This window comes from Streptomyces noursei ATCC 11455, assembly GCF_001704275.1.
Lineage (GTDB): Bacteria > Actinomycetota > Actinomycetes > Streptomycetales > Streptomycetaceae > Streptomyces > Streptomyces noursei.
Genome location: NZ_CP011533.1, coordinates 806,623 through 831,179, shown reverse-complemented (window position 1 = coordinate 831,179; position 24,557 = coordinate 806,623). Strand labels below are relative to the sequence as shown.

Here is a 24,557-nt window from a genome sequence, read left to right as displayed (position 1 = left end):
GGAACCCCAGCAAGGCCAGCCGGACCAGCAGGAGAAAATCGTCGACTATCTCCGGCGGGTCACTTCAGATCTTCGCCGTGCCCGCCGCCGCATTGGCGAACTGGAATCCAAGGACAACGAGCCCATCGCCATCGTCGGAATGGGCTGCCGACTTCCCGGCGGCGTCAATTCGCCGGAATCCCTGTGGGACCTGGTGCGTTCCGGCGGCGACGCCATTTCCGGATTCCCCGTCGACCGCGGCTGGGACCTGGAAACCCTCACCGGAAACGGCGACGGCAGCAGCGCCACCCACGAAGGCGGATTCCTCTACGACGCCGCGGAATTCGACGCCGCCTTCTTCGGCATCTCGCCGCGCGAGGCGACTGCTATGGACCCCCAGCAGCGCCTCCTCCTCGAAGTCGCCTGGGAGGCGCTGGAGCGCGCCGGCATCGCCCCCACAGCCCTGCGCGGCAGCCGGTCCGGCGTGTTCGTCGGCTCCTACCACTGGGGCGCGCCCTCGGCCGACGCCGCCACCGAACTGCACGGCCACGCCCTGACCGGCACCGCCGCCAGCGTGCTGTCCGGCCGCCTGGCCTACACCCTCGGCCTCGAAGGCCCGGCCGTCACCGTCGACACCGCCTGCTCCTCCTCCCTCGTCGCCCTGCACCTGGCGGCCCAGTCCCTGCGCGTCGGCGAATCCTCGCTCGCCGTGATCGGCGGCGTCACGATCCTCACCGAGCCGTCCGTCTTCGTCGAGTTCAGCGCCCAGGGCGGCCTGGCACCGGACGGCCGCTGCAAGGCGTTCTCCGACGCCGCCGACGGCACCGGTTGGGCCGAGGGCGTCGGTGTCCTCGTCGCCGAGCGGCTCTCCGACGCGCAGCGCAACGGCCATCCGGTCCTCGCCGTGCTGCGCGGCTCCGCCGTCAACCAGGACGGCGCCTCCAACGGCCTGACCGCCCCCAACGGCCCCTCCCAGGAACGGGTCATCCAGCAGGCCCTCGCCCGGACCGGCCTGACCCCCGCCGACATCGACGCCGTCGAGGCGCACGGCACCGGCACCCGGCTCGGCGACCCCATCGAGGCCCAGGCCCTGCTCGCCACCTACGGCCAGGGACACACCCCCGACCAGCCGCTGTGGCTCGGCTCCCTGAAGTCCAACATCGGGCACACCCAGGCGGCCGCCGGCGTCGCCGGTGTCATCAAGATGGTCATGGCGCTGCGCCACGGCCACCTGCCGCCGACCCTGCACGCCGACGCGCCCTCCTCGCACGTGGACTGGTCCGCCGGATCGGTACGCCTGCTGACCGAGGGCCAGCAGTGGCCGGAGACCGGACGTCCGCGCCGGGCCGCGGTGTCCTCGTTCGGCATCAGCGGCACCAACGCGCACGCCCTGCTGGAACAGGCACCCCACCCCGCGGACACCGCGGACGCCGGCGACGACGCCGCGCCCACCGAACCGGCCGGCGCGCCCGCCGCGCTGCCCTGGATCGTCTCCGGACACTCCCCGCAGGCGCTGCGCGACCAGGCCGCCGCCCTGGCCGCCAGGGTCGAGACCGACCCCGCGCTCCGCCCCCAGGACATCGGGCACACCCTGCACACCGCCCGCGCCCTGCTCGAACGACGCGCCGTCGTCGTCGCCCCCGACCGCGCCGAACTCCTCGCGGCTACCCACGAGTTGGCCGCCGGCCGGTCCGCGAACGCCGTCGTCGAGGGCCTCGCGGACGTCGAGGGTCGGACGGTGTTCGTGTTCCCCGGTCAGGGTTCGCAGTGGGTGGGGATGGGGGCCCAACTCCTCGATGAGTCGGCGGTGTTCGCGGAGCGGATTGCCGAGTGTGCGGCGGCACTCGCCGAGTTCACCGACTGGTCGCTGGTCGATGTGCTGCGGGGTGTGGTGGGTGCGCCGTCGTTGGAGCGGGTCGATGTGGTGCAGCCGGCGTCGTTCGCGGTGATGGTGTCGTTGGCTGCGTTGTGGGGTTCCCGTGGTGTGTTGCCGGATGCGGTGGTGGGGCATTCGCAGGGTGAGATCGCTGCCGCGGTGGTGTCGGGTGCGCTGTCGTTGCGGGACGGGGCGCGGGTGGTGGCGCTGCGGAGTCAGGCCATTGGTCGTGCGTTGGCGGGGCGGGGCGGGATGATGTCCGTCGCGCTGTCGGTGGACGTGCTCGAACCGCGGTTGGTCGAGTTCGAGGGGCGGGTGTCGGTGGCCGCCGTCAACGGCCCGCGCTCCGTCGTGGTCGCCGGCGAGCCCGAGGCGCTGGACGCGCTGCACGCCCGGCTGACCGCCGACGACATCCGGGCCCGCCGGATCGCGGTGGACTACGCCTCGCACTCGCACCAGGTCGAGGACCTGCACGAGGAACTGCTGGAGGTGCTGGCGGAGCTGGCGCCGCGCACGTCGGAGGTGCCGTTCTTCTCGACCGTGACCGGCGACTGGCTGGACACCGCGCGGATGGACGCCGGCTACTGGTTCCGCAACCTGCGCGGACGGGTGCGGTTCGCGGACGCGGTGGCGGACCTGCTGGCGGCGGAGTACCGCGCGTTCGTCGAGGTCAGCTCGCACCCGGTGCTGACGATGGCGGTCTTGGACCTGATCGAGGAGGCCGGGGTCACGGCCGTCGCGACCGGCACCCTGCGCCGTGACCAGGGTGGCGCGGGCCGCTTCCTGCTGTCGGCCGCCGAGGTCTTCGTGCGCGGTGTGGACGTGGACTGGGCGGGGGCGTTCGAGGGGACCGGTGCGGCCCGGGTCGACCTGCCCACCTACGCCTTCCAGCGCGAGCGGTACTGGAACACCCGCACCGCCGCCGACCGCACCCCGGCCGACGCCCCGATGGACGCCGAATTCTGGGCCGCCGTCGAACAGGCGGACGTCTCCGCGCTGACCGCCGCGCTCGGCACCGACGAGGACTCCGTCGCCGCCATCCTGCCCGGCCTCACCTCCTGGCGCCGGGCCCGCTCCCAGCGCACCACCCTCGACTCCTGGCGCTACCGCGTCACCTGGACGCCCCTCGCCCAGGTGCCCCGCGCCACCCTGACCGGCACCTGGCTGCTGGTCACCACCGACGGCATCGACGACACCGATGTGGCAGGGGCGTTGGAGAGCTACGGCGCCGAGGTGCGCCGGCTGGTCCTGGACGAGGAGTGCACCGACCGCGCCGTCCTGCGGGAGCGGCTGGCCGGCGCGGAGGACGTGACCGGCATCGTCTCCGTCCTCGCCGCCGCCGAGGACGACGCCGCACGCCACCCCGGCCTCACCCGGGGACTCGCGCTCACCGTCTCCCTCGTCCAGGCCCTGGGCGACGCCGAGGCGACCGCGCCGCTGTGGTTCCTGACCCGCGGCGCCTTCGCCACCGGCCCGTCCGACCCCGTCACCCGGCCCCTGCAGAGCCAGATCGCGGGCGTCGGCTGGACCACCGCGCTGGAGCACCCGCAGCGCTGGGGCGGCACCGTGGACCTGCCCGACACCCTCGACGCCCGGGCCGCCCAGCGGCTCGCCGCCGCGCTGTCCGGCGCCCTCGGCGCCGAGGACCAGCTCGCCGTCCGCGCCGCCGGGGTACTGGCCCGCCGCATCGTGCGTGCCGGACACCGCGCCGGACGACCGGCACGGACCTGGGCGCCGCGCGGCACCACCCTGATCACCGGCGGCTCCGGCACCCTCGCCCCGCAGCTCGCCCGCTGGCTGGCCGAACGCGGCGCCGAGCACGTGGTGCTGGTCAGCCGGCGCGGTGCCGACGCCCCCGGAGCGCCCGAACTCATCGCGGAGGCAGCCGAGTCGGGCACCGAGGTGACCGTCGCCGCCTGCGACATCACCGACCGCGACGCGGTCGCCGCGCTGCTGGCCGACCTCACGGCCGACGGCCGCACCCTGCGCACCGTCATCCACGCCGCCGCCGCCATCGAGCTGTCCGCGCTCGCCGACACCACCGTGGCGGAGTTCGCCGACGTCGTGCACGCCAAGGTCACCGGCGCACGGATCCTCGACGAACTGCTCGACGACGCGGAACTGGACGACTTCGTCCTGTACTCCTCCACCGCCGGCATGTGGGGCAGCGGCGTGCACGCCGCCTACGTCGCCGGCAACGCCTATCTGTCCGCGCTCGCCGAGCAGCGCCGCGCCCGCGGACTGCGCACCACCTCCATCCACTGGGGCAAGTGGCCCGACGACCGGGCACGCGAGCTGGCCGACCCGCACCGGATCCGCCGCAGCGGTCTGGAGTACCTCGACCCCGAGCTGGCGCTCACCGCGCTCCAGCACGTCCTGGACGACGACGAGACCGTCATCGGCCTCATGGACATCGACTGGGACACCTACCACGACGTGTTCACCGCGGGCCGGCCCGCGCACCTCTTCGACCAGATCCCCGAGGTGCGGCGCCGCCTCGACCAGGCATCCGTCCCGGACCCCGCGGGCCCGGCCGCCGACGGCCTGGCCGCCCGCCTGCACGGCCTCGCCGCCGCCGAACAGGACCGGCTGCTGCTCACCCTGGTCCGCACCGAGGCCGCCGCCGTCCTCGGCCACGCCTCGGCCGAGTCCTTCCCCGAGCGCCGCGCCTTCCGTGACCTCGGCTTCGACTCGGTCACCGCCGTGGACCTGCGCAACCGGCTCGTGGCCGGCACCGGACTGCGGCTGCCCTCGACGATGGTCTTCGACCACCCCAACTGCGCGGCGCTCGCCGCGTTCCTGAAGACGACGGCGCTCGGCGTCCCCGGCGCCGCACCGCAGCAGCACGCCGCTACCGGCACCCCGGCCGACGACGACCCGATCGCCGTGATCGGCATGAGCTGCCGCTACCCCGGCGGCGCCGCCACCCCCGAGGAACTGCTGCGGCTCGCCCTCGACGGCGCCGACGTCATCTCGGAGTTCCCCGCGGACCGCGGCTGGGACGCCCGGGGCCTGTACGACCCGGACCCCGACCGCCCCGGCCACACCTACTCCGTCCAGGGCGGCTTCCTCCACGAGGCCGCCGGCTTCGATCCCGGCTTCTTCGGGATCTCCCCGCGCGAGGCGGTCGCCATGGACCCGCAGCAGCGGCTCCTGCTGGAGACCTCCTGGGAGGCGTTCGAACGCGCCGGTATCGACCCCGCGTCACTGCGCGGCAGCGCCGCCGGCACCTTCTTCGGCGCCAGCTACCAGGACTACTCCTCCACCGTGCAGAACGGCACGGGGGAGTCCGAGGCGCACATGGTGACCGGCACCGCGGCCAGTGTCCTGTCCGGCCGGGTCTCCTACCTGCTCGGCCTGGAGGGCCCCGCGGTCACCGTGGACACCGCCTGCTCCTCCTCACTGGTCGCCCTGCACCTGGCCTGCCAGTCCCTGCGCGACGGCGAGAGCTCCCTCGCGCTGGCCGGCGGTGCGGCCGTGATGGCCACCCCGCACGCGTTCGTCGGCTTCAGCCGGCAGCGTGCCCTGGCCAAGGACGGCCGCTGCAAGCCGTTCTCCGACACCGCCGACGGCATGACGCTCGCCGAGGGCGTCGGCGTCGTCCTGCTGGAGCGCCTGTCCCACGCCCGCGCCAACGGGCACCGGGTACTGGCCGTGATCCGCGGTTCCGCCGTCAACCAGGACGGCGCCTCCAACGGCCTGACCGCGCCCAACGGCCCGTCCCAGCAGCGCGTCATCCGCCAGGCGCTCGCCAACGCCGGCCTGACCGGCGCCGACGTCGACGCGGTCGAGGCGCACGGCACCGGCACCAAGCTGGGCGACCCCATCGAGGCCCAGGCCCTGCTCGCCACCTACGGCCAGGACCGCGACGCCGAACGGCCGCTGCTGCTGGGCTCGGTGAAGTCCAACATCGGCCACACCCAGGCCGCGGCCGGCGTCGCCGGCGTCATCAAGATGGTGCTGGCCATGGACGCCGGCGAACTGCCCGGCACCCTGCACCTCGACGCGCCCTCCAGCCACGTCGACTGGACCGCCGGCGCCGTGGAACTGCTGCGCGGGCGCACCCCGTGGCCCGAGAGCGGGCGCCCCCGCCGGGCCGGTGTCTCCTCGTTCGGCATCAGCGGCACCAACGCCCACCTGATCCTCGAACAGGCCCCGGCCACCGAGCCGCCAGCCGACCCCGACCGCCTCCGGGACACCGCCACCGACACCGTCGTCCCCTGGCCGCTCGCCGCCAAGTCCCCGGCCGCCCTGCGCGCCCAGGCCGCCCGGCTCCTCGCCACCGTCGAGCACGACCCCGACCTCCCGCCCGCCCCCGTGGGCCACGCCCTGGCCACCACCCGCGCCGCCCTCGAACACCGCGCCGTCGTCGTCGGCGAGCGCCGCGAGGACTTCCTGCGCGGCCTGGCCGCCCTGTCCACCGGCGCCTCGACGGCCGGCCTGGTCAGCGGCATCGCCGGCCCCGACCCCGAGGGAGCGGTCTTCGTCTTCCCCGGCCAGGGATCCCAGTGGTGGGGAATGGGCCGCGAACTCCTCGCCACGTCCGAGGTGTTCCGCACCGCGATCGATGACTGCGCGACGGCCCTCGCCCCGTACGTCGACTGGTCGCTGCACGACGTCCTGGCCGGCGAGGGCGACCCCGCCCTGCTGGAGCGGGTGGACGTGGTCCAGCCCGCGCTGTTCGCCATGATGGTCGGGCTGTCCGCGCTCTGGCGCTCCCACGGCGTCGTCCCGGCGGCCGTGGTCGGCCACTCGCAGGGCGAGATCGCCGCGGCCTGCGTCGCCGGAGCCCTCAGCCTGGCCGACGCCGCCCGCGTGGTGGCGCTGCGCAGCCAGGCACTGCCGCAACTGTCCGGACGCGGCGGCATGATGTCGGTCTCCGCCCCCGTAGAGCGGGTCACCGCACTCCTCGCCCCGTGGCAGGAGGCGCTGTCCGTCGCCGCGGTCAACGGCCCCTCGTCCGTGGTCGTCTCCGGCGACACCGACGCGCTCGACGCCCTGCACACCGCCTGCCAGGAACAGGGCGTGCGGGCCCGCAAGGTGTCCGTGGACTACGCCTCGCACGGGCGGCACGTCGAGGCCGTCCGCGACGAACTCGCCCGCGTCCTCGCGCCGGTCGACCCGCGCGCCCCCGAGGTGCCGTTCTACTCGACGGTCACCGGCGACCGCGTGGACGACGCCGCCTTCGACGGCGCCTACTGGTACACCAACCTCCGCCAGACCGTCCGCATGGAGGAGGCCACCCGCGCCCTCCTCGCCGCCGGACACCGCGTCTTCATCGAGGTCAGCCCGCACCCGGTGCTCGCCGCCCCGATCCAGGAGACGCAGGAGGCCGTAGCGGAGGCCACCGGCGGGTCCGCGGTGGTCCTCGGCTCGCTCCGCCGCGACGAGGGCGGCCCGCGGCGCTTCCTGACGTCGCTCGCCGAGGCCCACACCCACGGCGCCCCGGTCGACTGGACCACCACCTTCGCCCGGTCCGCCTACCAGCCGGTGGACCTGCCGACCTACCCCTTCCAACGACAGGACTTCTGGCCCGAGGCCCGGCCCGCCACCCCGGCCGCCGGCGCCGACGCGTCCGACGCCGCGTTCTGGCAACTGGTCGAGAACCAGGACCTCGCCGCGCTCGCCGACGCGCTCGGCGTCCCCGCCGACGACGAGCACACCGCGCTCGGCACCGTGCTGCCGGCCCTGTCCGCCTGGCGCGCCAAGGCCCAGGCCCGCACCCGGATCGACGAACTCCGCTACCACGTCCAGTGGACCCGGGTCGCCGAGCCCGCGGCGGCCCCCACCACCGGCCGGCTGCTGGTCGCCGTCCCGCCGGACCACGCCGACGCCCCCTGGGTCGCCGCGGCGCTCGACGCCCTGGGCACCGACACCGTCCGCTTCGAGGCCAAGGGCACCGACCGCGCGGGATGGGCCGCACAGATCGCCCAACTCGTCGAGGACGGCGAGGAGTTCACCGGCGTGGTGTCGCTGCTGGCCGCCGCCGAGGATCTCCACCCGGACTTCGGCTCGGTACCGCTGGGGCTGGGGCAGACCCTCGTCCTCGTCCAGGCCCTCGGCGACGCCGGCCTGACCGCGCCCCTGTGGTGCCTGACCCGCGGCGCCGTCGCCACCGGCCGCGACGACGCCCTCGACAGCCCGACCCAGGGCGCCCTGTGGGGCCTCGGCCGGGTCGTGGCCCTGGAACACCCCGACCGCTGGGGCGGCCTGATCGACCTGCCCGCCACCCTCGACGCCCGCGCCGCGGCCCGCCTCACCGGCCTGCTCGCCGACCCCGCCGGTGAGGACCAACTCGCCGTCCGCGCCACCGGCGTGCTCGCCCGCCGCATGGTGCACGCCGCGCCGTCCGCGCCCCGCACCGGGCGCCGCTGGCGGGGCCGCGGCACCTGCCTGATCACCGGCGGCACCGGCGGCATCGGCGGCCGGGTCGCCCGCTGGATGGCCGAGCACGGCGCCGCCCACCTGGTCCTGACCAGCCGGCGCGGCCCGGACGCACCCGGCGCCGCCGCACTCCGGGCCGAACTGGAGGCCCTGGGCGCCCGCGTCACCCTCGCCGCCTGCGACGTCGCCGACCGCGACGCCCTGGCCGCCCTGCTGGCCGACCTCCCCGCCGACCAGCCGCTCACCTCCGTCTTCCACTCCGCCGGCGTGGCCGACGGGGACGCCCGGGCAGCCGACCTGACCCTAGATCAGCTCGACGCGCTGCTGCGCGCCAAACTGACCGCCGCCCACCACCTGCACGAGCTGACCGCCCCCCTCGACCTCGACGCGTTCGTGCTCTTCTCCTCCGGCGCCGCGGTCTGGGGCAGCGGCGGCCAGCCCGGCTACGCCGCCGCCAACGCCTACCTCGACGCCCTCGCCGCCCACCGCAGGTCCCTCGACCTGCCCGGCGCGTCCGTCGCCTGGGGCACCTGGGGCGAGGTCGGCATGGCCACCGTCCCCGAGGTCCACGAGCGACTGCACCGCCAAGGGGTCCGCGCCATGGAACCGGACCACGCGATCGGCGCGCTCCAGCAGATGCTGGAGGACGACGACACCACCCTCGCCGTGACCCTCATGGACTGGGAGGCGTTCGCACCGAGCTTCACCGCGACCCGACCCAGCGCCCTGTTCAGCACGGTGCCCGAAGCCGTCCGCGCGGTGACCGGCGACCCGGGCACCACGGCCGGCGACGACGTGGACTCCGCGACCCCGCCGCTCCGCCGCCACCTGGAGGAGCTGTCCGCCGCCGAGCGCGGCCGGGCCCTGGTCGAGGCGGTCCGCGCCGAGGCGTCCGCGACCCTCGGCCACGACACCCCCGACGCCATCCCCGCCGGCCGTGCCTTCCGCGACGTCGGCTTCGACTCGGTCACCGCCGTCGAACTGCGCAACCGGCTGCGCACCGCCCTCGGCCTGCCGCTGCCGGCCGCGCTCGTCTTCGACCACCCCACCCCCACGGCCCTCGCCGGCCACCTCGGCGCGCTGCTCTTCGGCACCGCCCCCGAGGACGCCGGCACCGGCCGCCCCGACGACCCCGACGCCCGCATCCGCGAGGCGCTCGCCACCGTCCCCATCGGACGGCTGCGCAAGGCGGGCCTCCTCGACATGGTGCTGAAACTCGCCGACGGAGACGCGACCGACGCCCCCGCCCCCGAGGCCGACGCCCCCTCGGAATCCCTCGACGACATGGACGCCGAAGCCCTGCTGCGGCTGGCCACCGAGAACTCGGCGAACTGAAAGAGAGCTGGAGCCCACCATGAGCACGAACCCCGACAAGTACGTCGAGGCACTCCGGTCGTCCCTGAAGGAGATCGAGCGGCTGCGCCGGCAGAACGAACAGCTGGTGGCGGCGGCGGTCGAGCCCGTCGCGGTCGTCGGCATCGGCTGCCGCTTCCCCGGCGGCGTCACCTCCCCCGAGGACCTGTGGGAGCTGGTCGCCGAGGGGCGCGACGTCATCGGGCCGTTCCCGCAGGACCGCGGCTGGGACCTGGAGAAGTTGGCCGGCGGCGGCGAGGGCGGCAGCCTCGCGCAGGTCGGCGGCTTCGTCGAGGACGCCGCCGGCTTCGACCCCGGCTTCTTCGGCATCTCCCCGCGCGAAGCGGTCGCCATGGACCCGCAGCAGCGCATCCTGCTGGAGATCACCTGGGAAGCCCTGGAACGCGCCGGCATCGACCCGTCCACCCTGCGCGGTACCCCCACCGGCGTCTTCGTCGGCACCACCGGCCAGGACTACGGCGAGGTCATCAAGGCGTCCGCCGAGGACGTCGAGGTCTACTCGACCACCGGCCACGCCGCCAGCGTCATCTCCGGCCGGCTCTCCTACACCCTCGGCGCCGAGGGCCCGGCCGTCACCGTCGACACCGGCTGCTCCTCGTCCCTGGTCGCCCTGCACTGGGCCGTCCAGGCGCTGCGCGGCGGCGAGTGCTCCATGGCCCTGGCCGGCGGCGCGTCCATCATGGCCACCCCGGGCCCGTTCGTCGCCTTCACCGCGCAGAGCGGCCTGGCCGCCGACGGCCGCTGCAAGCCCTTCTCCGACCGGGCCGACGGCACCGGCTGGGGCGAGGGCGCCGGCATGCTGGTCCTGATGCGGCTCTCCGACGCCCAGCGCGAGGGCCGCCCGGTCCTCGCCGTGCTGCGCGGCTCCGCCATCAACCAGGACGGCGCCTCCAACGGCCTGACCGCTCCCAACGGCCCCTCCCAGCAGCGCGTCATCCGCGCCGCGCTGGACAGCGCCCACCTCACCGCCGCCGACATCGACGCCGTCGAGGCCCACGGCACCGGCACCACCCTCGGCGACCCGATCGAGGCCCAGGCGCTCCTGGCGACCTACGGACAGGACCGGCCGCGGCCCCTGTGGCTCGGCTCGGTGAAGTCCAACATCGGCCACACCCAGGCCGCCTCCGGTGCCGCCGGCGTGATCAAAATGATCATGGCGTTGCAGCGCGGCGTGCTGCCGCGCAGCCTGCACGCCACCGAACCCACCACGGACGTCGACTGGACCGCCGGCTCCGTCGACCTCCTCGACGAGACGGTCGCCTGGCCCGAGACCGGACGCGCCCGCCGCGCCGGCGTCTCCTCCTTCGGCATCAGCGGCACCAACGCCCACGTCATCCTCGAACAGGCCCCCACCGCCCCCGAAGAGCCCACCACCGAACCCACCGTCCGCCCCGCCGTCGTCCCGTGGGCGCTCTCCGCCCGCACCGCCGCCGCCCTCGACGCCCAGCGCGCCCGCCTCACCGGCCACCTCGCCGACACCCCCGACGCCGACCCCCTCGACGTCGGCTACGCGCTCGCCGACGGACGCGCCACCTTCGAACACCGCGCCGTCCTGCTCCCCGACGGCACCGAACTCGCCCACGGAACCGCCGGCGAAGGCCCCTGCGCCGTCCTCTTCTCCGGCCAGGGCTCCCAGCGCCCGGGCATGGGACGCGAACTCCACGCCCGCTTCCCGGTGTTCGCCGCGGCCTTCGACGAGATCACAGCGCTCCTCGACACCCACCTCGACCGCCCGCTGCGCGAGGTCGTCTGGGGCACCGACGCCGACCTGCTGAACGACACCGGCTGGGCCCAACCCGCCCTGTTCGCCGTCGAGGTCGCCCTCTACCGCCTGGTCGCGTCCCTCGGCGTCACCCCCGACTTCGTCGGCGGCCACTCCATCGGCGAGCTCGCCGCCGCGCACGTCGCCGGGGTCCTCTCCCTCGAAGACGCCTGCACCCTCGTCGCCGCCCGCGCCCGCCTCATGCAGGCCCTGCCGCGCGGCGGCGCGATGCTCGCGATCCGCGCCACCGAGGACGAGGTCACCCCCCACCTCACCGACGACGTCTCGATCGCCGCCGTCAACGGGCCCACCTCCGTCGTCGTCGCCGGCACCGAGGAAGCCGTCGCCGCGATCGGGGCGCGCTTCACCGCCCAGGACCGCAAGACCACCCGGCTGCGGGTCAGCCACGCCTTCCACTCGCCGCTCATGGACCCGATGCTGGCGGAATTCCGCGCCGTCGCCGCGGGCCTGACCTACCACGAGCCGCGCATCCCGGTCCTCTCCAACCTCACCGGCACCGTCGCCGCCGTCGCCGACCTGTGCTCCGCCGACTACTGGGTCCGCCACGTCCGCGAGGCGGTCCGCTTCGCCGACGGCGTCACCGCCCTCACCGACCGCGGCGTGACCACGCTCGTCGAACTCGGCCCGGACGGCGTGCTGTCCGCCATGGCCCAGGAATCCCTGCCGGACGGCGCCGCCGCCGTGCCGCTGCTGCGCAAGGACCGCCCCGAGGAGCTCTCCGCCGTCACCGGCCTGGCCCGCGCCCACGTCCGCGGCGTCACGGTCCGCTGGGCCGGCCTCTTCGACGGCACCGGCGCGCGCCGCGCCGACCTGCCCACCTACCCCTTCCAGCACCAGCGGTTCTGGCCGACCGCGGCCCGCGCCGCCCAGGACGTCACCGCCGCGGGACTGGGCGCCGCCGACCACCCGCTGCTCGGCGCCACCGTCGAACTCGCCGACGGGGCCGGCTACTTGTTCACCAGCCGGCTCTCCGTCCGGACCCACCCCTGGCTCGCCGACCACGGGGTCCAGGGCCGGGCCCTGCTGCCCGGCACCGCCTTCGTCGAACTGGCCGTCCGCGCCGGCGACGAGGCCGGCTGCGACCGCGTCGAGGAACTGACCCTGGCCGCCCCCCTGGTGCTGCCCGAGCGCGGCGGCGTCCAACTCCAGGTCCGCGTCGGCGCCCCCGACGCCGCCGGCCGCCGCACCCTCGGCATCTTCTCCCGCGTCGAGGACGGCTTCGACCTGCCCTGGTCGCAACACGCCACCGGCGTCCTGACCGCCGGCGCCGGCGCCCCCGACCCCACCTTCGACGCCACCGTCTGGCCCCCCAGCGGCGCCGAACCCGTCGACCTCACCGGCGCGTACGAGCGCCTGGCCGCACTCGGCTTCCAGTACGGCCCCGCCTTCCAGGGCCTGCGCGCCGCCTGGCGCCGCGACACCGAGGTCTACGCCGAAGTGGCCCTGCCCGACGGCGCGGACACCGACCCCGCCGCCTTCGGACTGCACCCGGCCCTGCTGGACGCCGCACAACACGCCGCCGCCTACGCCGACCTCGGCGCCATCAGCCGCGGCGGCCTGCCGTTCGCCTGGGAAGGCGTCTCGCTCGCCGCCGCCGGCGCCACCACCGTCCGCGCCCGGATCGCCCCGGCCGGCGAGGACACCGTCACCATCGCCGTCTACGACGCCGCCGGCGGCACCGTGCTGTCCGTCGACTCCCTGGTCTCCCGCGAGGTCCCCGCCGACGCACCCGGCGCCGCCGGCACCGTCCACCGCGACTCCCTCTTCCACGTCGAGTGGACCCCGCTCCAGGGCCGCCCGGGCCCCGCACCGGCCACCGTCGCCGTCCTCGGCCCCGACCCGGACGCCCTCGCCGACACCCTCCGCGCCACCGGCATCCGGACCACCGCCCCCCGCGACCTGGCCGCCCTCGCCGACGCCGAAGGGCCCGTCCCCGACCTGGTCGTCACCACCCTCACCACCACCCCGGGCGCCCCCGTCCCCGACGCCGCGCACGCCACCACCGCCGCCGTCCTCGCCCTCGCCCAACAGTGGCTCGCCGACGACCGCTTCGCCGACGCCCGCCTGGTCCTCGTCACCCGCGGCGCCACCGACGGCACCGACCCCGCCGCCGCGGCCGCCGGCGGCCTGATCCGCACCGCCCGCACCGAGAACCCCGGCCGTTTCGCCCTCCTCGACCTCGCCCCCGACACCGGCCGGCCCGACCCCGAGACCCTGGCCACCGCCCTGGCCGCCAGCCACGACGAGCCCGACCTCGCCGTCCGCGGCACCGACGTGCACGCCGCCCGCCTGGCCCGTGTCCCGCTCGCCACCGAACCCACCACCTGGAACCCGGACGGCACCGTCCTGATCACCGGCGGCACCGGCGGCCTGGGCGCGGTCCTCGCCCGCCACCTGGTCGCCACCCACGGCGTCCGCCACCTGCTGCTCGCCAGCCGCCGCGGCCCGGCCGCCGACGGCGCCGACGACCTGACGGCCGAACTCACCGGGCTCGGCGCCACCGTCCACATCGCCGCCTGCGACGTCGCCGACCCGGCCGCCCTCGCCGACCTGCTCGGCACCGTCCCGGCCGGGCACCCGCTCACCGTCGTCGTCCACACCGCCGGCGTCGTCGACGACGGCGTCCTCGGCTCCCTCACCCCGCAGCGCCTGGACACCGTCCTGCGGCCCAAGGCCGACGCCGCCTGGCACCTGCACGAGGCGACCCGCCACCTCGACCTGGACGCCTTCGTCCTCTTCTCGTCCGTCGCCGCCACCCTCGGCAGCCCCGGACAGGCCAACTACGCCGCCGGCAACGCCTTCCTGGACGCCCTCGCCGCCCGGCGCGCCGCCACCGGCCTGCCCGCCACCTCCCTCGCCTGGGGCCCGTGGACCCAGAGCGTCGGCATGACAAGCAGCCTGTCCGACCTCGACGTCGAGCGCATCGCCCGCTCCGGCATGCCCCCGCTGACCCTGGAACAGGGCACCGCCCTCTTCGACGCGGCCCTGGCCGCCGGGCCCGCCGCCCTCGCCCCGGTCCGCCTCGACCTGCCCGTCCTGCGCACCCAGGGCGACATCGCCCCGCTGCTGCGCGGCCTGATCCGCACCCCCGTGCGGCGCACCGCCGCCCAGGTCTCGCAGACCGCCGACGGCCTCGCCCAGCGGCTCGCCGGCCTCGACGCCGCCGCCCGCCGGGAAGCCCTCCTGGAACTCGTCCGCACCCAGATCGCCCAGGTCCTCGGCCACGCGGACGCCACCGAGGTGGAGACCGGCCGCCAGTTCCAGGACCTCGGCTTCGACTCCCTCACCGCCGTCGAACTCCGCAACGCCCTGAACACCGCCACCGGCCTGCGGCTGCCCGCCACCATGGTGTTCGACTACCCGACACCACACGCCCTCGCCGACCACCTGCGCGACGAACTCCTGGGCACCGAGGCCGAGTCGACCACCGCCGTCCCCGTGCCGACCCGTACCGCCGGCACCGACGACCCGATCGTCATCGTCGGCATGGCCTGCCGCTACCCCGGCGGCATCGCCTCACCCGAGGACCTCTGGCGCCTGGTCAGCCAGGGCGCCGACGCCACTGGCCCGTTCCCCACCAACCGCGGCTGGGACCTGGACAACCTCTACGACCCCGACCCCGACCGCCCGGGCCGCACCCACGTCCGCGCCGGCGGCTTCCTGCACGACGCCGGCTCCTTCGACGCCGACTTCTTCGGGATGAGCCCGCGCGAGGCGATGGCCACCGACTCCCAGCAGCGCCTGCTGCTCGAACTCTCCTGGGAAGCCGTCGAACGCGCCGGCATCGACCCCGCCTCACTGCGCGACTCCGGCACCGGCGTCTTCGCCGGCGTCATGTACAACGACTACGGCACCACCCTGACCGGCGACGAGTACGAGGCGTTCCGCGGCAACGGCAGCGCCCCGAGCGTCGCCTCCGGCCGCGTCTCCTACACCCTCGGCCTGGAAGGCCCGGCCGTCACGGTGGACACCGCCTGCTCTTCCTCTCTGGTCGCCCTGCACTGGGCGGCGCAGGCGTTGCGGGCGGGGGAGTGCTCGTTGGCGTTGGCCGGTGGTGTGACGGTGATGTCGACGCCGAGCACGTTCGTGGAGTTCTCGCGGCAGCGGGGTCTGGCGCCTGATGGTCGTTCGAAGGCGTTCGCCGAGGCCGCGGACGGCGTGGCCTGGTCCGAGGGCGTCGGCATGCTGGTCCTGGAGCGGCAGTCGGACGCGGTGCGCAACGGTCACGAGATCCTGGCCGTGGTGCGCGGCTCGGCGGTCAACCAGGACGGTGCGTCCAACGGTCTGACCGCGCCCAACGGCCCGTCCCAGCAGCGGGTGATCCGTCAGGCGTTGGCCAGTGGCGGCCTGTCCACGGCCGACGTGGACGCCGTTGAGGCGCACGGCACGGGTACGACGCTCGGTGACCCGATCGAGGCCCAGGCGCTCCTGGCCACCTACGGTCGCGACCGCGACCCCGAGAACCCGCTGCTGCTCGGCTCGATCAAGTCCAACATCGGTCACACCCAGGCAGCGGCCGGTGTCGCCGGTGTCATCAAGATGGTCATGGCGATGCGGCACGGCGTGCTGCCGCAGACCCTGCATGTCGACGCGCCGTCCTCGCACGTCGATTGGAGCGTCGGCGCCGTCGAACTGCTCACCGAGCAGACCGCCTGGCCGGAGACCGGCCGGGCCCGTCGCGCCGGTGTCTCCTCCTTCGGCATCAGCGGCACCAACGCCCACGTCGTCATCGAGCAGTCCCCGACCGCCGTCCCCGCCACGCCCGCGTCCGCCGACCGGTCCGTCGAGGAACCGCCGGCCGTCCCCTGGGCCCTGTCCGGCAAGACCCCCGACGCCCTCCGCGACCAGGCCGCCCGCCTCCTCGCCCACGTCGAGGCCCACCCCGCACTGCGCCCCGTCGACATCAGCTACTCCCTGATCGCCACCCGCACCGCCTTCGACCACCGCGCCGTCGTCCTCGGCACCGACCGCGCCGAGGCCCTGCGCGCCCTCACCGCCCTCGCCGCCGGCGAGACCGACCCGGCCGCCCTCACCGGCACCGTCCGCACCGGCCGCACCGCCTTCCTCTTCTCCGGCCAGGGCTCCCAACGGCTCGGCATGGGCCGCGTCCTCTACGAGCGGTTCCCCGCCTTCGCCGAAGCCCTCGACACCGTCCTCACCGCCCTCGACGCGGAACTCGGCCACCCCCTCCGCGACATCATCTGGGGCGAGGACGCTCAACTCGTCGACCGGACCGGCTACACCCAACCCGCCCTGTTCGCCATCGAGGTGGCACTCTTCCGCCTCCTGGAAGCCTGGGGCATCACACCGGACTTCGTGGCCGGCCACTCCATCGGCGAGATCGCCGCCGCACACGTCGCCGGCGTGCTCTCCCTCGGCGACGCCTGCCGCCTCGTCGTGGCCCGCGCCGTGCTGATGCAGTCGCTGCCCGAAGGCGGCGCGATGATCGCCGTCCAGGCCACCGAGGACGAGGTCCTGCCCCTCCTCACCGACGACGTCTCGATCGCCGCCGTCAACGGCCCGACCTCCGTCGTCGTCTCCGGCTACGAGAACGCCACCCTCGCCGTCGCCCGGCACTTCGCCGACCAGGGCCGCCGCACCACGCGGCTGCGCGTCAGCCACGCCTTCCACTCGCCGCTGATGGCGCCGATGCTCGACGACTTCCGCGCCGTCGTCGAGAGCCTCACCTTCACCGCCCCCACGACCCCCGTCGTCTCCAACCTGACCGGCGAACTGGCCCCGGCCGAGGCGCTCTGCTCGGCCGACTACTGGGTCCGGCACGTCCGCGAGGCGGTCCGCTTCGCCGACGGCATCCGCACCCTCGCCGACCGCGGCGTCACCACCTTCGTCGAACTCGGCCCCGACAGCGTGCTGTCCGCCATGGCCCAGGAGTCCGCCCCCGAAGGCGCCGGCACCATCCCGCTCCTGCGCCGCGACCGGCCCGAGGAACAGGCCGTCCTGGCCGCCCTCTGCCACCTCCAGGTGCTCGGCGTCGAGGCCGACTGGTCCGCCACCTTCCGCGGCCTCGACCCCGTCCGCGTCGACCTGCCGACCTACGCCTTCCAGCACCGCTGGTTCTGGCCCGCCGCCCGACCCGCCCGCCCCGACGACGTCCGCGCCGCCGGCCTGGGCGCCGCCGAACACCCCCTCCTCGGCGCCGCCGTGCAACTCCCCGACGACGACGGCGCACTCTTCACCGGCCGCCTCTCCCTGCGCACCCACCCGTGGCTGGCCGACCACACCGTCCTGGGCACCGTCCTGCTCCCGGGCACCGCACTGGTGGAACTCGCCGTCCGCGCGGGCGACGAGACCGGCAGCGGCCACCTCGAAGAACTCACCCTCGCCGCGCCCCTGACCCTCCCCGAGGACGGCGCCACCCTCCTCCAGGTCCGCGTCGGATCCGCCGACGACACCGGCCGCCGCACCGTCACCGTCCACGCCCGCCCCGACGACACCGCCGACCGCACCTGGACGCTGCACGCCACCGGTGTGCTCGCCACCACGCCACCGGCCGCCGCGGCGTTCGACACCACGGTCTGGCCGCCCGCCGACGCCGAACCCCTCACCACCGACGACTGCTACGCACACTTCACCACCCACGGCTTCGCCTACGGCCCCGCCTTCCAGGGCCTGCGGGCCGCCTGGCGCGCCGGCGACGTGCTGTACGCCGAGGTCGCCCTGCCGGAGTCCGCCACCGACGAAGCGGCCGCCTTCGGCCTGCACCCGGCGCTCCTGGACGCCGGCCTGCACGCCGCGCTCCTCGCCGACGACCGCGACACCGGACTCCCGTTCTCCTGGGAAGGCGTCACTCTGCACGCCTCCGGCGCCACCGCGCTACGCGTCCGGCTCGCCCCGAACGGCCCCAACGGCCTGTCCGTCACCGCCGCCGACCCGGCCGGCAACCCCGTCGCCACCGTCACCCGCCTGCTCGCCCGCCCCCTGGACGCCGAGCAGTTGACCATCCACAGCGCCCTGACCCGCGACGCGCTCTTCCACCTGGACTGGACCCCGGTCCCGCTTCCCGACACCGCCAACTCCGCGCCGCCGGCCCTCCTCGGCCCGGACACCGCCGTGCTCGCCGACGCCCTCGGCGACCCGGCCGTCGCACGCCACGCAACCCTCGACGACCTCCTGGCCGGGGACACCACCCCGCCCGCCACGGTCCTCGTCCCCCTCGGCGCCCCACTCGACGGCGACACCGCGCAGCACGCGCACGCCCTCACCCGCAGCGCGCTGACCCTCGTCCAGCAGTGGCTCGCCACCGACCGCCTCGCCGACTCCCGCCTGGTCTTCGTCACCCACGGAGCCGTCGCCACCGACGACGCGCCCCCCACCGACCTGGCCGCCGCCGCGGTCTGGGGCCTGATCCGCTCCGCGCAGACCGAGAACCCCGGCACCTTCACCCTCCTCGACCTCGACACCGAGCCCGACTCGACCACCGCGCTCAGCCGCGCCCTGACCCTCGACGAACCACAGCTCCTCCTCCGCGCCGGCCGCGCCCGCGCCGCCCGCCTCACCCGCACCCCCGCCCCCACCACCACCACCCACACGCCGTGGTCCGCGGACGGAACGGTGTTGGTGACGGGTGGTACGGGTGGTCTGGGTGGGTTGGTGGCCCGGCATCTGGTGCGGTCGTGTGGGGTGCGGCATTTGTTGTTGACCAGTCGTTCTGGTGTGGGTGCTGCGGGTGCGGCCGGGTTGGTCGCGGAGTTGGAGTCGTTGGGCGCGCGGGTTGTGGTTGCGGCGTGTGATGTGGGTGATGGCTCGGCTGTTGCGGAGTTGGTTGCCGGTGTGTCGGAGTCGTATCCGTTGTCTGCGGTGGTGCATGCGGCTGGTGTGTTGGATGACGGTGTGGTGGGTTCGTTGACGCCGGAGCGGTTGGCTGCGGTGTTGCGTCCGAAGGTGGATGGTGCGTGGAACCTGCATGAGGCGACGCGTGGTCTGGATCTGGACGCGTTTGTTGTCTTCTCGTCTGTTGCGGGTGTGTTCGGGGGTGCGGGTCAGGCCAACTATGCGGCGGGTAATGCGTTTTTGGACGCGTTGATGGTTCATCGGGTGGCTGGTGGGTTGCCTGGTGTGTCGTTGGCGTGGGGTGCTTGGGATCAGGGTGTGGGGATGACGGCGGGGCTGACGGAGCGGGATGTCCGTCGTGCTGCTGAGTCGGGTATGCCGTTGTTGACGGTTGATCAGGGTGTGGCGTTGTTCGATGCGGCGTTGGCGACGGGGAGTGCCGCGTTGGTGCCGGTCCGTCTGGACCTGGCCGCACTGCGCACCCGGGGCGACATCGCACCGCTCCTCCGCGGCCTCGTCCGCGCACCGCTGCGCCGCACCGCGGCCACCGGCCTCGCCACCGGCGCGGACACCGGCCTCGTCCAACGGCTCGGCCGACTCGACCACGCCCAACGCCACGAGGCACTGCTCGACATGGTCCGCAGCAGCGCCGCGCTCGTCCTCGGCCACGCCGACGGCAACGCCATCGACGCCGAACGCGCCTTCCGCGACCTCGGCTTCGACTCGCTCACCGCGGTCGAACTCCGCAACCGTCTGCGCACCGCCACCGGCCTGCACCTGTCGGCCACCATGGTCTTCGACCACCCCACCCTGTCCGCCCTCGCGGAGCACCTGCGGGACGAGTTGTTCGGCGCGGTCGAGAGCGAGGTGCGGGTGCCGGTCCAGGCACTGCCGCCGACCGCCGACGATCCCATCGTGGTGGTGGGCATGGCCTGCCGTTTCCCCGGTGGTGTGACCTCGCCCGAGGACCTGTGGCGCCTGGTCGACGACGGCACCGACGCCATCACCACCTTCCCGACCAACCGCGGCTGGGACCTGGACAACCTCTACGACCCGGACCCCGAGCACTTCGGCACGTCGTACACCCGCTCCGGTGGCTTCCTGCACGAGGCGGGGGAGTTCGACCCGGCGTTCTTCGGAATGAGCCCGCGTGAGGCGCTGGCAACCGACTCCCAACAGCGTCTCCTGCTGGAATCCTCCTGGGAGGCGATCGAGCGGGCCGGCATCGACCCGCTGACCCTGCGCGGCAGCGCCACCGGCGTCTTCGCCGGCGTGATGTACAGCGACTACGGGAGCATCCTCGGCGGCAAGGAGTTCGAGGGCTTCCAAGGCCAGGGAAGTGCGGGCAGCGTGGCCTCGGGCCGCGTCTCCTACGCCCTCGGCTTCGAGGGCCCGGCCGTCACGGTGGACACGGCTTGCTCTTCCTCTCTGGTCGCCCTGCACTGGGCGGCGCAGGCGTTGCGGGCGGGGGAGTGCTCGTTGGCGTTGGCCGGTGGTGTGACGGTGATGTCGACGCCGAGCACGTTCGTGGAGTTCTCGCGGCAGCGGGGTCTGGCGCCTGATGGTCGTTCCAAGGCGTTCGCCGAGGCCGCGGACGGCGTCGGCTGGTCCGAGGGCGTCGGCATCCTCGTCCTGGAGCGCCAGTCGGACGCGGTGCGCAACGGCCACGAGATCCTCGCCGTGATCCGCGGCTCGGCGGTCAACCAGGACGGTGCGTCCAACGGCCTGACCGCGCCCAACGGCCCGTCCCAGCAGCGCGTCATCCGTCAGGCGTTGGCCAGTGGCGGCCTGTCCACGGCCGACGTGGACGCCGTCGAGGCGCACGGCACGGGTACGACGCTCGGTGACCCGATCGAGGCCCAGGCGCTCCTGGCCACCTACGGCCGTGACCGCGACCCCGAGAACCCCCTGTGGCTGGGCTCCCTGAAGTCCAACATCGGGCACACCCAGGCAGCGGCCGGTGTCGCCGGTGTCATCAAGATGGTCATGGCGATGCGGCACGGCGTGCTGCCGCAGACCCTGCATGTCGACGCGCCGTCCTCGCACGTCGATTGGAGCGTCGGCGCCGTCGAACTGCTCACCGAGCAGACCGCCTGGCCGGAGACCGGCCGGGTCCGTCGCGCCGGTGTCTCCTCCTTCGGCATCAGCGGCACCAACGCCCACGTCATCGTGGAACAGCCGGCGCTCGTCGAAAGCCCGGCCGCGGAGCCGAGCGGACGCGAACCCGGCGTCGTTCCGCTGCCGCTGTCCGGAAAGTCCCCCGAGGCCCTGCGCGACCAGGCCGCACGCCTGCTGGCCGGGTTGGCGGAGCGGCCCGCGCTGCGCCCGCTCGACCTCGGCTACTCGCTGGCGACGACCCGTTCGGCGTTCGACCACCGGGCGGTGGTGCTCGCCACCGACCGCGCCGATGCGGTCCGCGCGCTGACGGCGCTCGCCGCCGCCGACGCGGATCTCTCCGCCGTCGTCGGCGACACCCGCACGGGTCGTCACGCGGTGCTGTTCTCGGGTCAGGGCTCGCAACGCCTGGGCATGGGGCGTGAGTTGTACGAGCGTTTCCCGGTCTTCGCCGAGGCTCTCGATGTCGCGATCGACCACCTGGACGCCGCCTTGCCCGCCCAGGCCAGTCTGCGTGAGGTGATGTGGGGCGACGATGTCGAGCTGCTGGACGAGACGGGTTGGACGCAGCCGGCTCTGTTCGCCGTCGAGGTGGCCCTGTTCCGGCTGGTGGAGAGTTGGGGTGTCCGTCCGGACTTCGTGGCCGGTCATTCCATCGGTGAGATCGCGGCGGCGCATGTCGTCGGGGTGTTCTCGCTGGAGGACGCCTGCCGTCTGGTGGCCGCCCGTGCGACGCTGATGCAGGCGCTGCCGACCGGCGGCGCGATGATCGCGATCCAGGCCGCCGAGGACGAAGTCACCCAGCACCTGACTGACGACGTCTCGATCGCCGCCGTCAACGGCCCGACCTCCGTGGTCGTCTCCGGGGCCGAGAGCGCTGCCCGCACGGTGGCCGACCGGCTCGCGGAGAACGGCCGCAAGACGACCCGGCTGCGGGTCTCGCATGCGTTCCACTCGCCGTTGATGGATCCGATGCTGGCGGAGTTCCGTGCGGTGGCCGAGGGCCTGTCCTACGCCACCCCGACCCTCCCCGTCGTCTCGAACCTGACGGGCCGGCTGGCCACGGCCGATGACCTCTGCTCGGCCGAGTACTGGGCGCGCCACGTCCGCGAGGCGGTCCGCTTCGCCGACGGCGTCAGCACCCTGGAGAACGAGGGCGTCACCACGTTCCTGGAACTGGGACCGGACGGCGTGCTGTCCGCCATGGCCCAGCAGTCGCTCACCGGCGACGCCGCCACCGTCCCGGCCCTCCGCAAGGACCGCGACGAGGAGACGTCCGCGCTCACCGCCCTCGCCCACCTCCACACGGCAGGTCTCCGCGTCGACTGGGCGGCGTTCTTCGCCGGCAGCGGCGCCACCCGCGTGGACCTGCCGACCTACGCCTTCCAGCACGCCACCTACTGGCCCACCGGCACCCTGCCCACCGCGCACGCCGCGGCCGTCGGCCTCACCGCCGCCGAGCACCCGCTGCTGAACGGTTCGGTCGAACTCGCCGAAGGCGAAGGGGTGTTGTTCACCGGACGGCTGTCACTGCAGTCACATCCGTGGCTGGCCGACCACGCCGTCATGGGACAGGTCCTGCTGCCCGGCACCGCACTGCTGGAACTGGCGTTCCGGGCCGGCGACGAGGCCGGTTGCGACCGCGTCGAGGAACTGACGCTCGCCGCACCGCTCGTCCTGCCCGAGCGCGGTGCGGTACAGACCCAGGTCCGGGTCGGCGTCGCCGACGACACCGGCCGCCGTACCGTCACCGTCCACTCCCGGCCCGAGCACGCGACCGACGTGTCGTGGACCCAGCACGCGACCGGCACCCTGACCATGGGCTCCGCCCCGGCCGACACCGGTTTCGACGCCACTGCCTGGCCGCCCGCCGACGCCGAACCCCTCGCCACCGACGACTGCTACGCGCGCTTCACGACGCTCGGCTTCGCCTACGGGCCGGTCTTCCAGGGCCTGCGGGCCGCCTGGCGCGCCGGTGACGTGCTGTACGCCGAGGTGGCCCTGGCGGAGTCCACCGGCGACGAGGCGACCGCCTTCGGTCTGCACCCCGCACTGCTCGACGCCGCCCTGCACGCCTCCCTCGTCGCCCACGAGGGCGAGGAGAGCAACGGCGGACTGCCGTTCTCCTGGGAGGGCGCGACCCTCTACGCGACCGGCGCCACCGCGCTGCGCGTCCGGCTGACCCCGACGGGCACCGACGGCCGTTCGGTGGCCATCGCCGTGGCCGACACCGCCGGTCGTCCGGTCGCCGCCATCGACAACCTCGTCTCGCGCCGGGTCTCCGGCGACCAGTTGACCGGCGCCGCGGGACTGGCCCGCGACGCCCTGTTCACCCTGGACTGGAACCCCGTACCGGAGAACCTCGTACCGGAGAACCCTGTACCGGAGAACACCGGCGGGGGCCACGCCCAGGACCAGGACGGCCGGCCCGCCGCGGCCACCGTCGCGCTGGTCGGCGCGGACGGCACCGCGATCGCCGCCGACCTGACCGCCGCCGGCATCCACACCACCCTCCACCCCGACCTCACCACCCTCGCCACGACCGACGCCGACGTTCCGAAGACGGTCCTCATCCCCCTCACCGGAACCGGAACCGGAACCGGCACCGGGACTGAGTCGACGGACGGAATCGGGACGGGGGCCGCCGAGTCGGACGCGTCCGCCCCCTCCCCGGCCGAGGTCGCCCACACCCTGTCCACCGCCGCACTCGCCCTCGTCCAGGAGTGGACCGCACAGGAGCGCTTCGCCGGCTCCCGCCTGGCGTTCGTCACGACCGGGGCGACGGCCGCCGGCGGTACCGACGTCATGGACGTGGCCGCCGCCGCGGTCTGGGGCCTGGTCCGATCCGCCCAGTCCGAAGCCCCGGACACCTTCGTCCTGATCGACCGTGACCCCGGCCCGGCCGGCACGCACGACCGCACAGCCGCCGCCGAACGGGGCCAACTGCTCCTACGGGCACTGCACACCGACGAACCGCAGCTCGCCCTGCGTGACGGCGGCGTGCTCGCCGCCCGCCTGGCCCGCTTCGACACCGCGGCCGCGCTCACCCCGCCGGCCGACCGGGCCTGGCGGCTCGACAGCACGGCCAAGGGCAGCCTCAACGGCCTCGCCCTGACCCCGTATCCGGCGGCACTGGCGCCGCTCACCGGCCACGAGGTGCGGGTCGAGGTGCGTGCCGCGGGCCTGAACTTCCGTGACGTGCTCAACGCGTTGGGGATGTATCCGGGTGATGATGTCGGATCGTTCGGTTCGGAG

2 protein-coding genes (1 of these 2 running past the window's edge) are annotated in these 24,557 nt (G+C 74.6%); both read left to right on the top strand.

What is annotated here, in order from left to right:
• Positions 1 to 37 precede the first annotated feature (37 nt).
• Positions 38 to 9,574 (top strand): type I polyketide synthase, encoded by a 9,537-nt coding sequence (locus tag SNOUR_RS03410; protein WP_446677947.1) that lies wholly within the window; start codon positions 38 to 40, stop codon positions 9,572 to 9,574.
• Positions 9,575 to 9,593: 19 nt separating this feature from the next.
• Positions 9,594 to 24,557: the start of a type I polyketide synthase gene (locus SNOUR_RS47930; protein ID WP_067343729.1), read on the top strand. It continues 18,333 nt past the right edge of the window; only the first 14,964 of its 33,297 coding nucleotides appear in the window; its start codon is at positions 9,594 to 9,596; its stop codon lies off the right edge, out of view.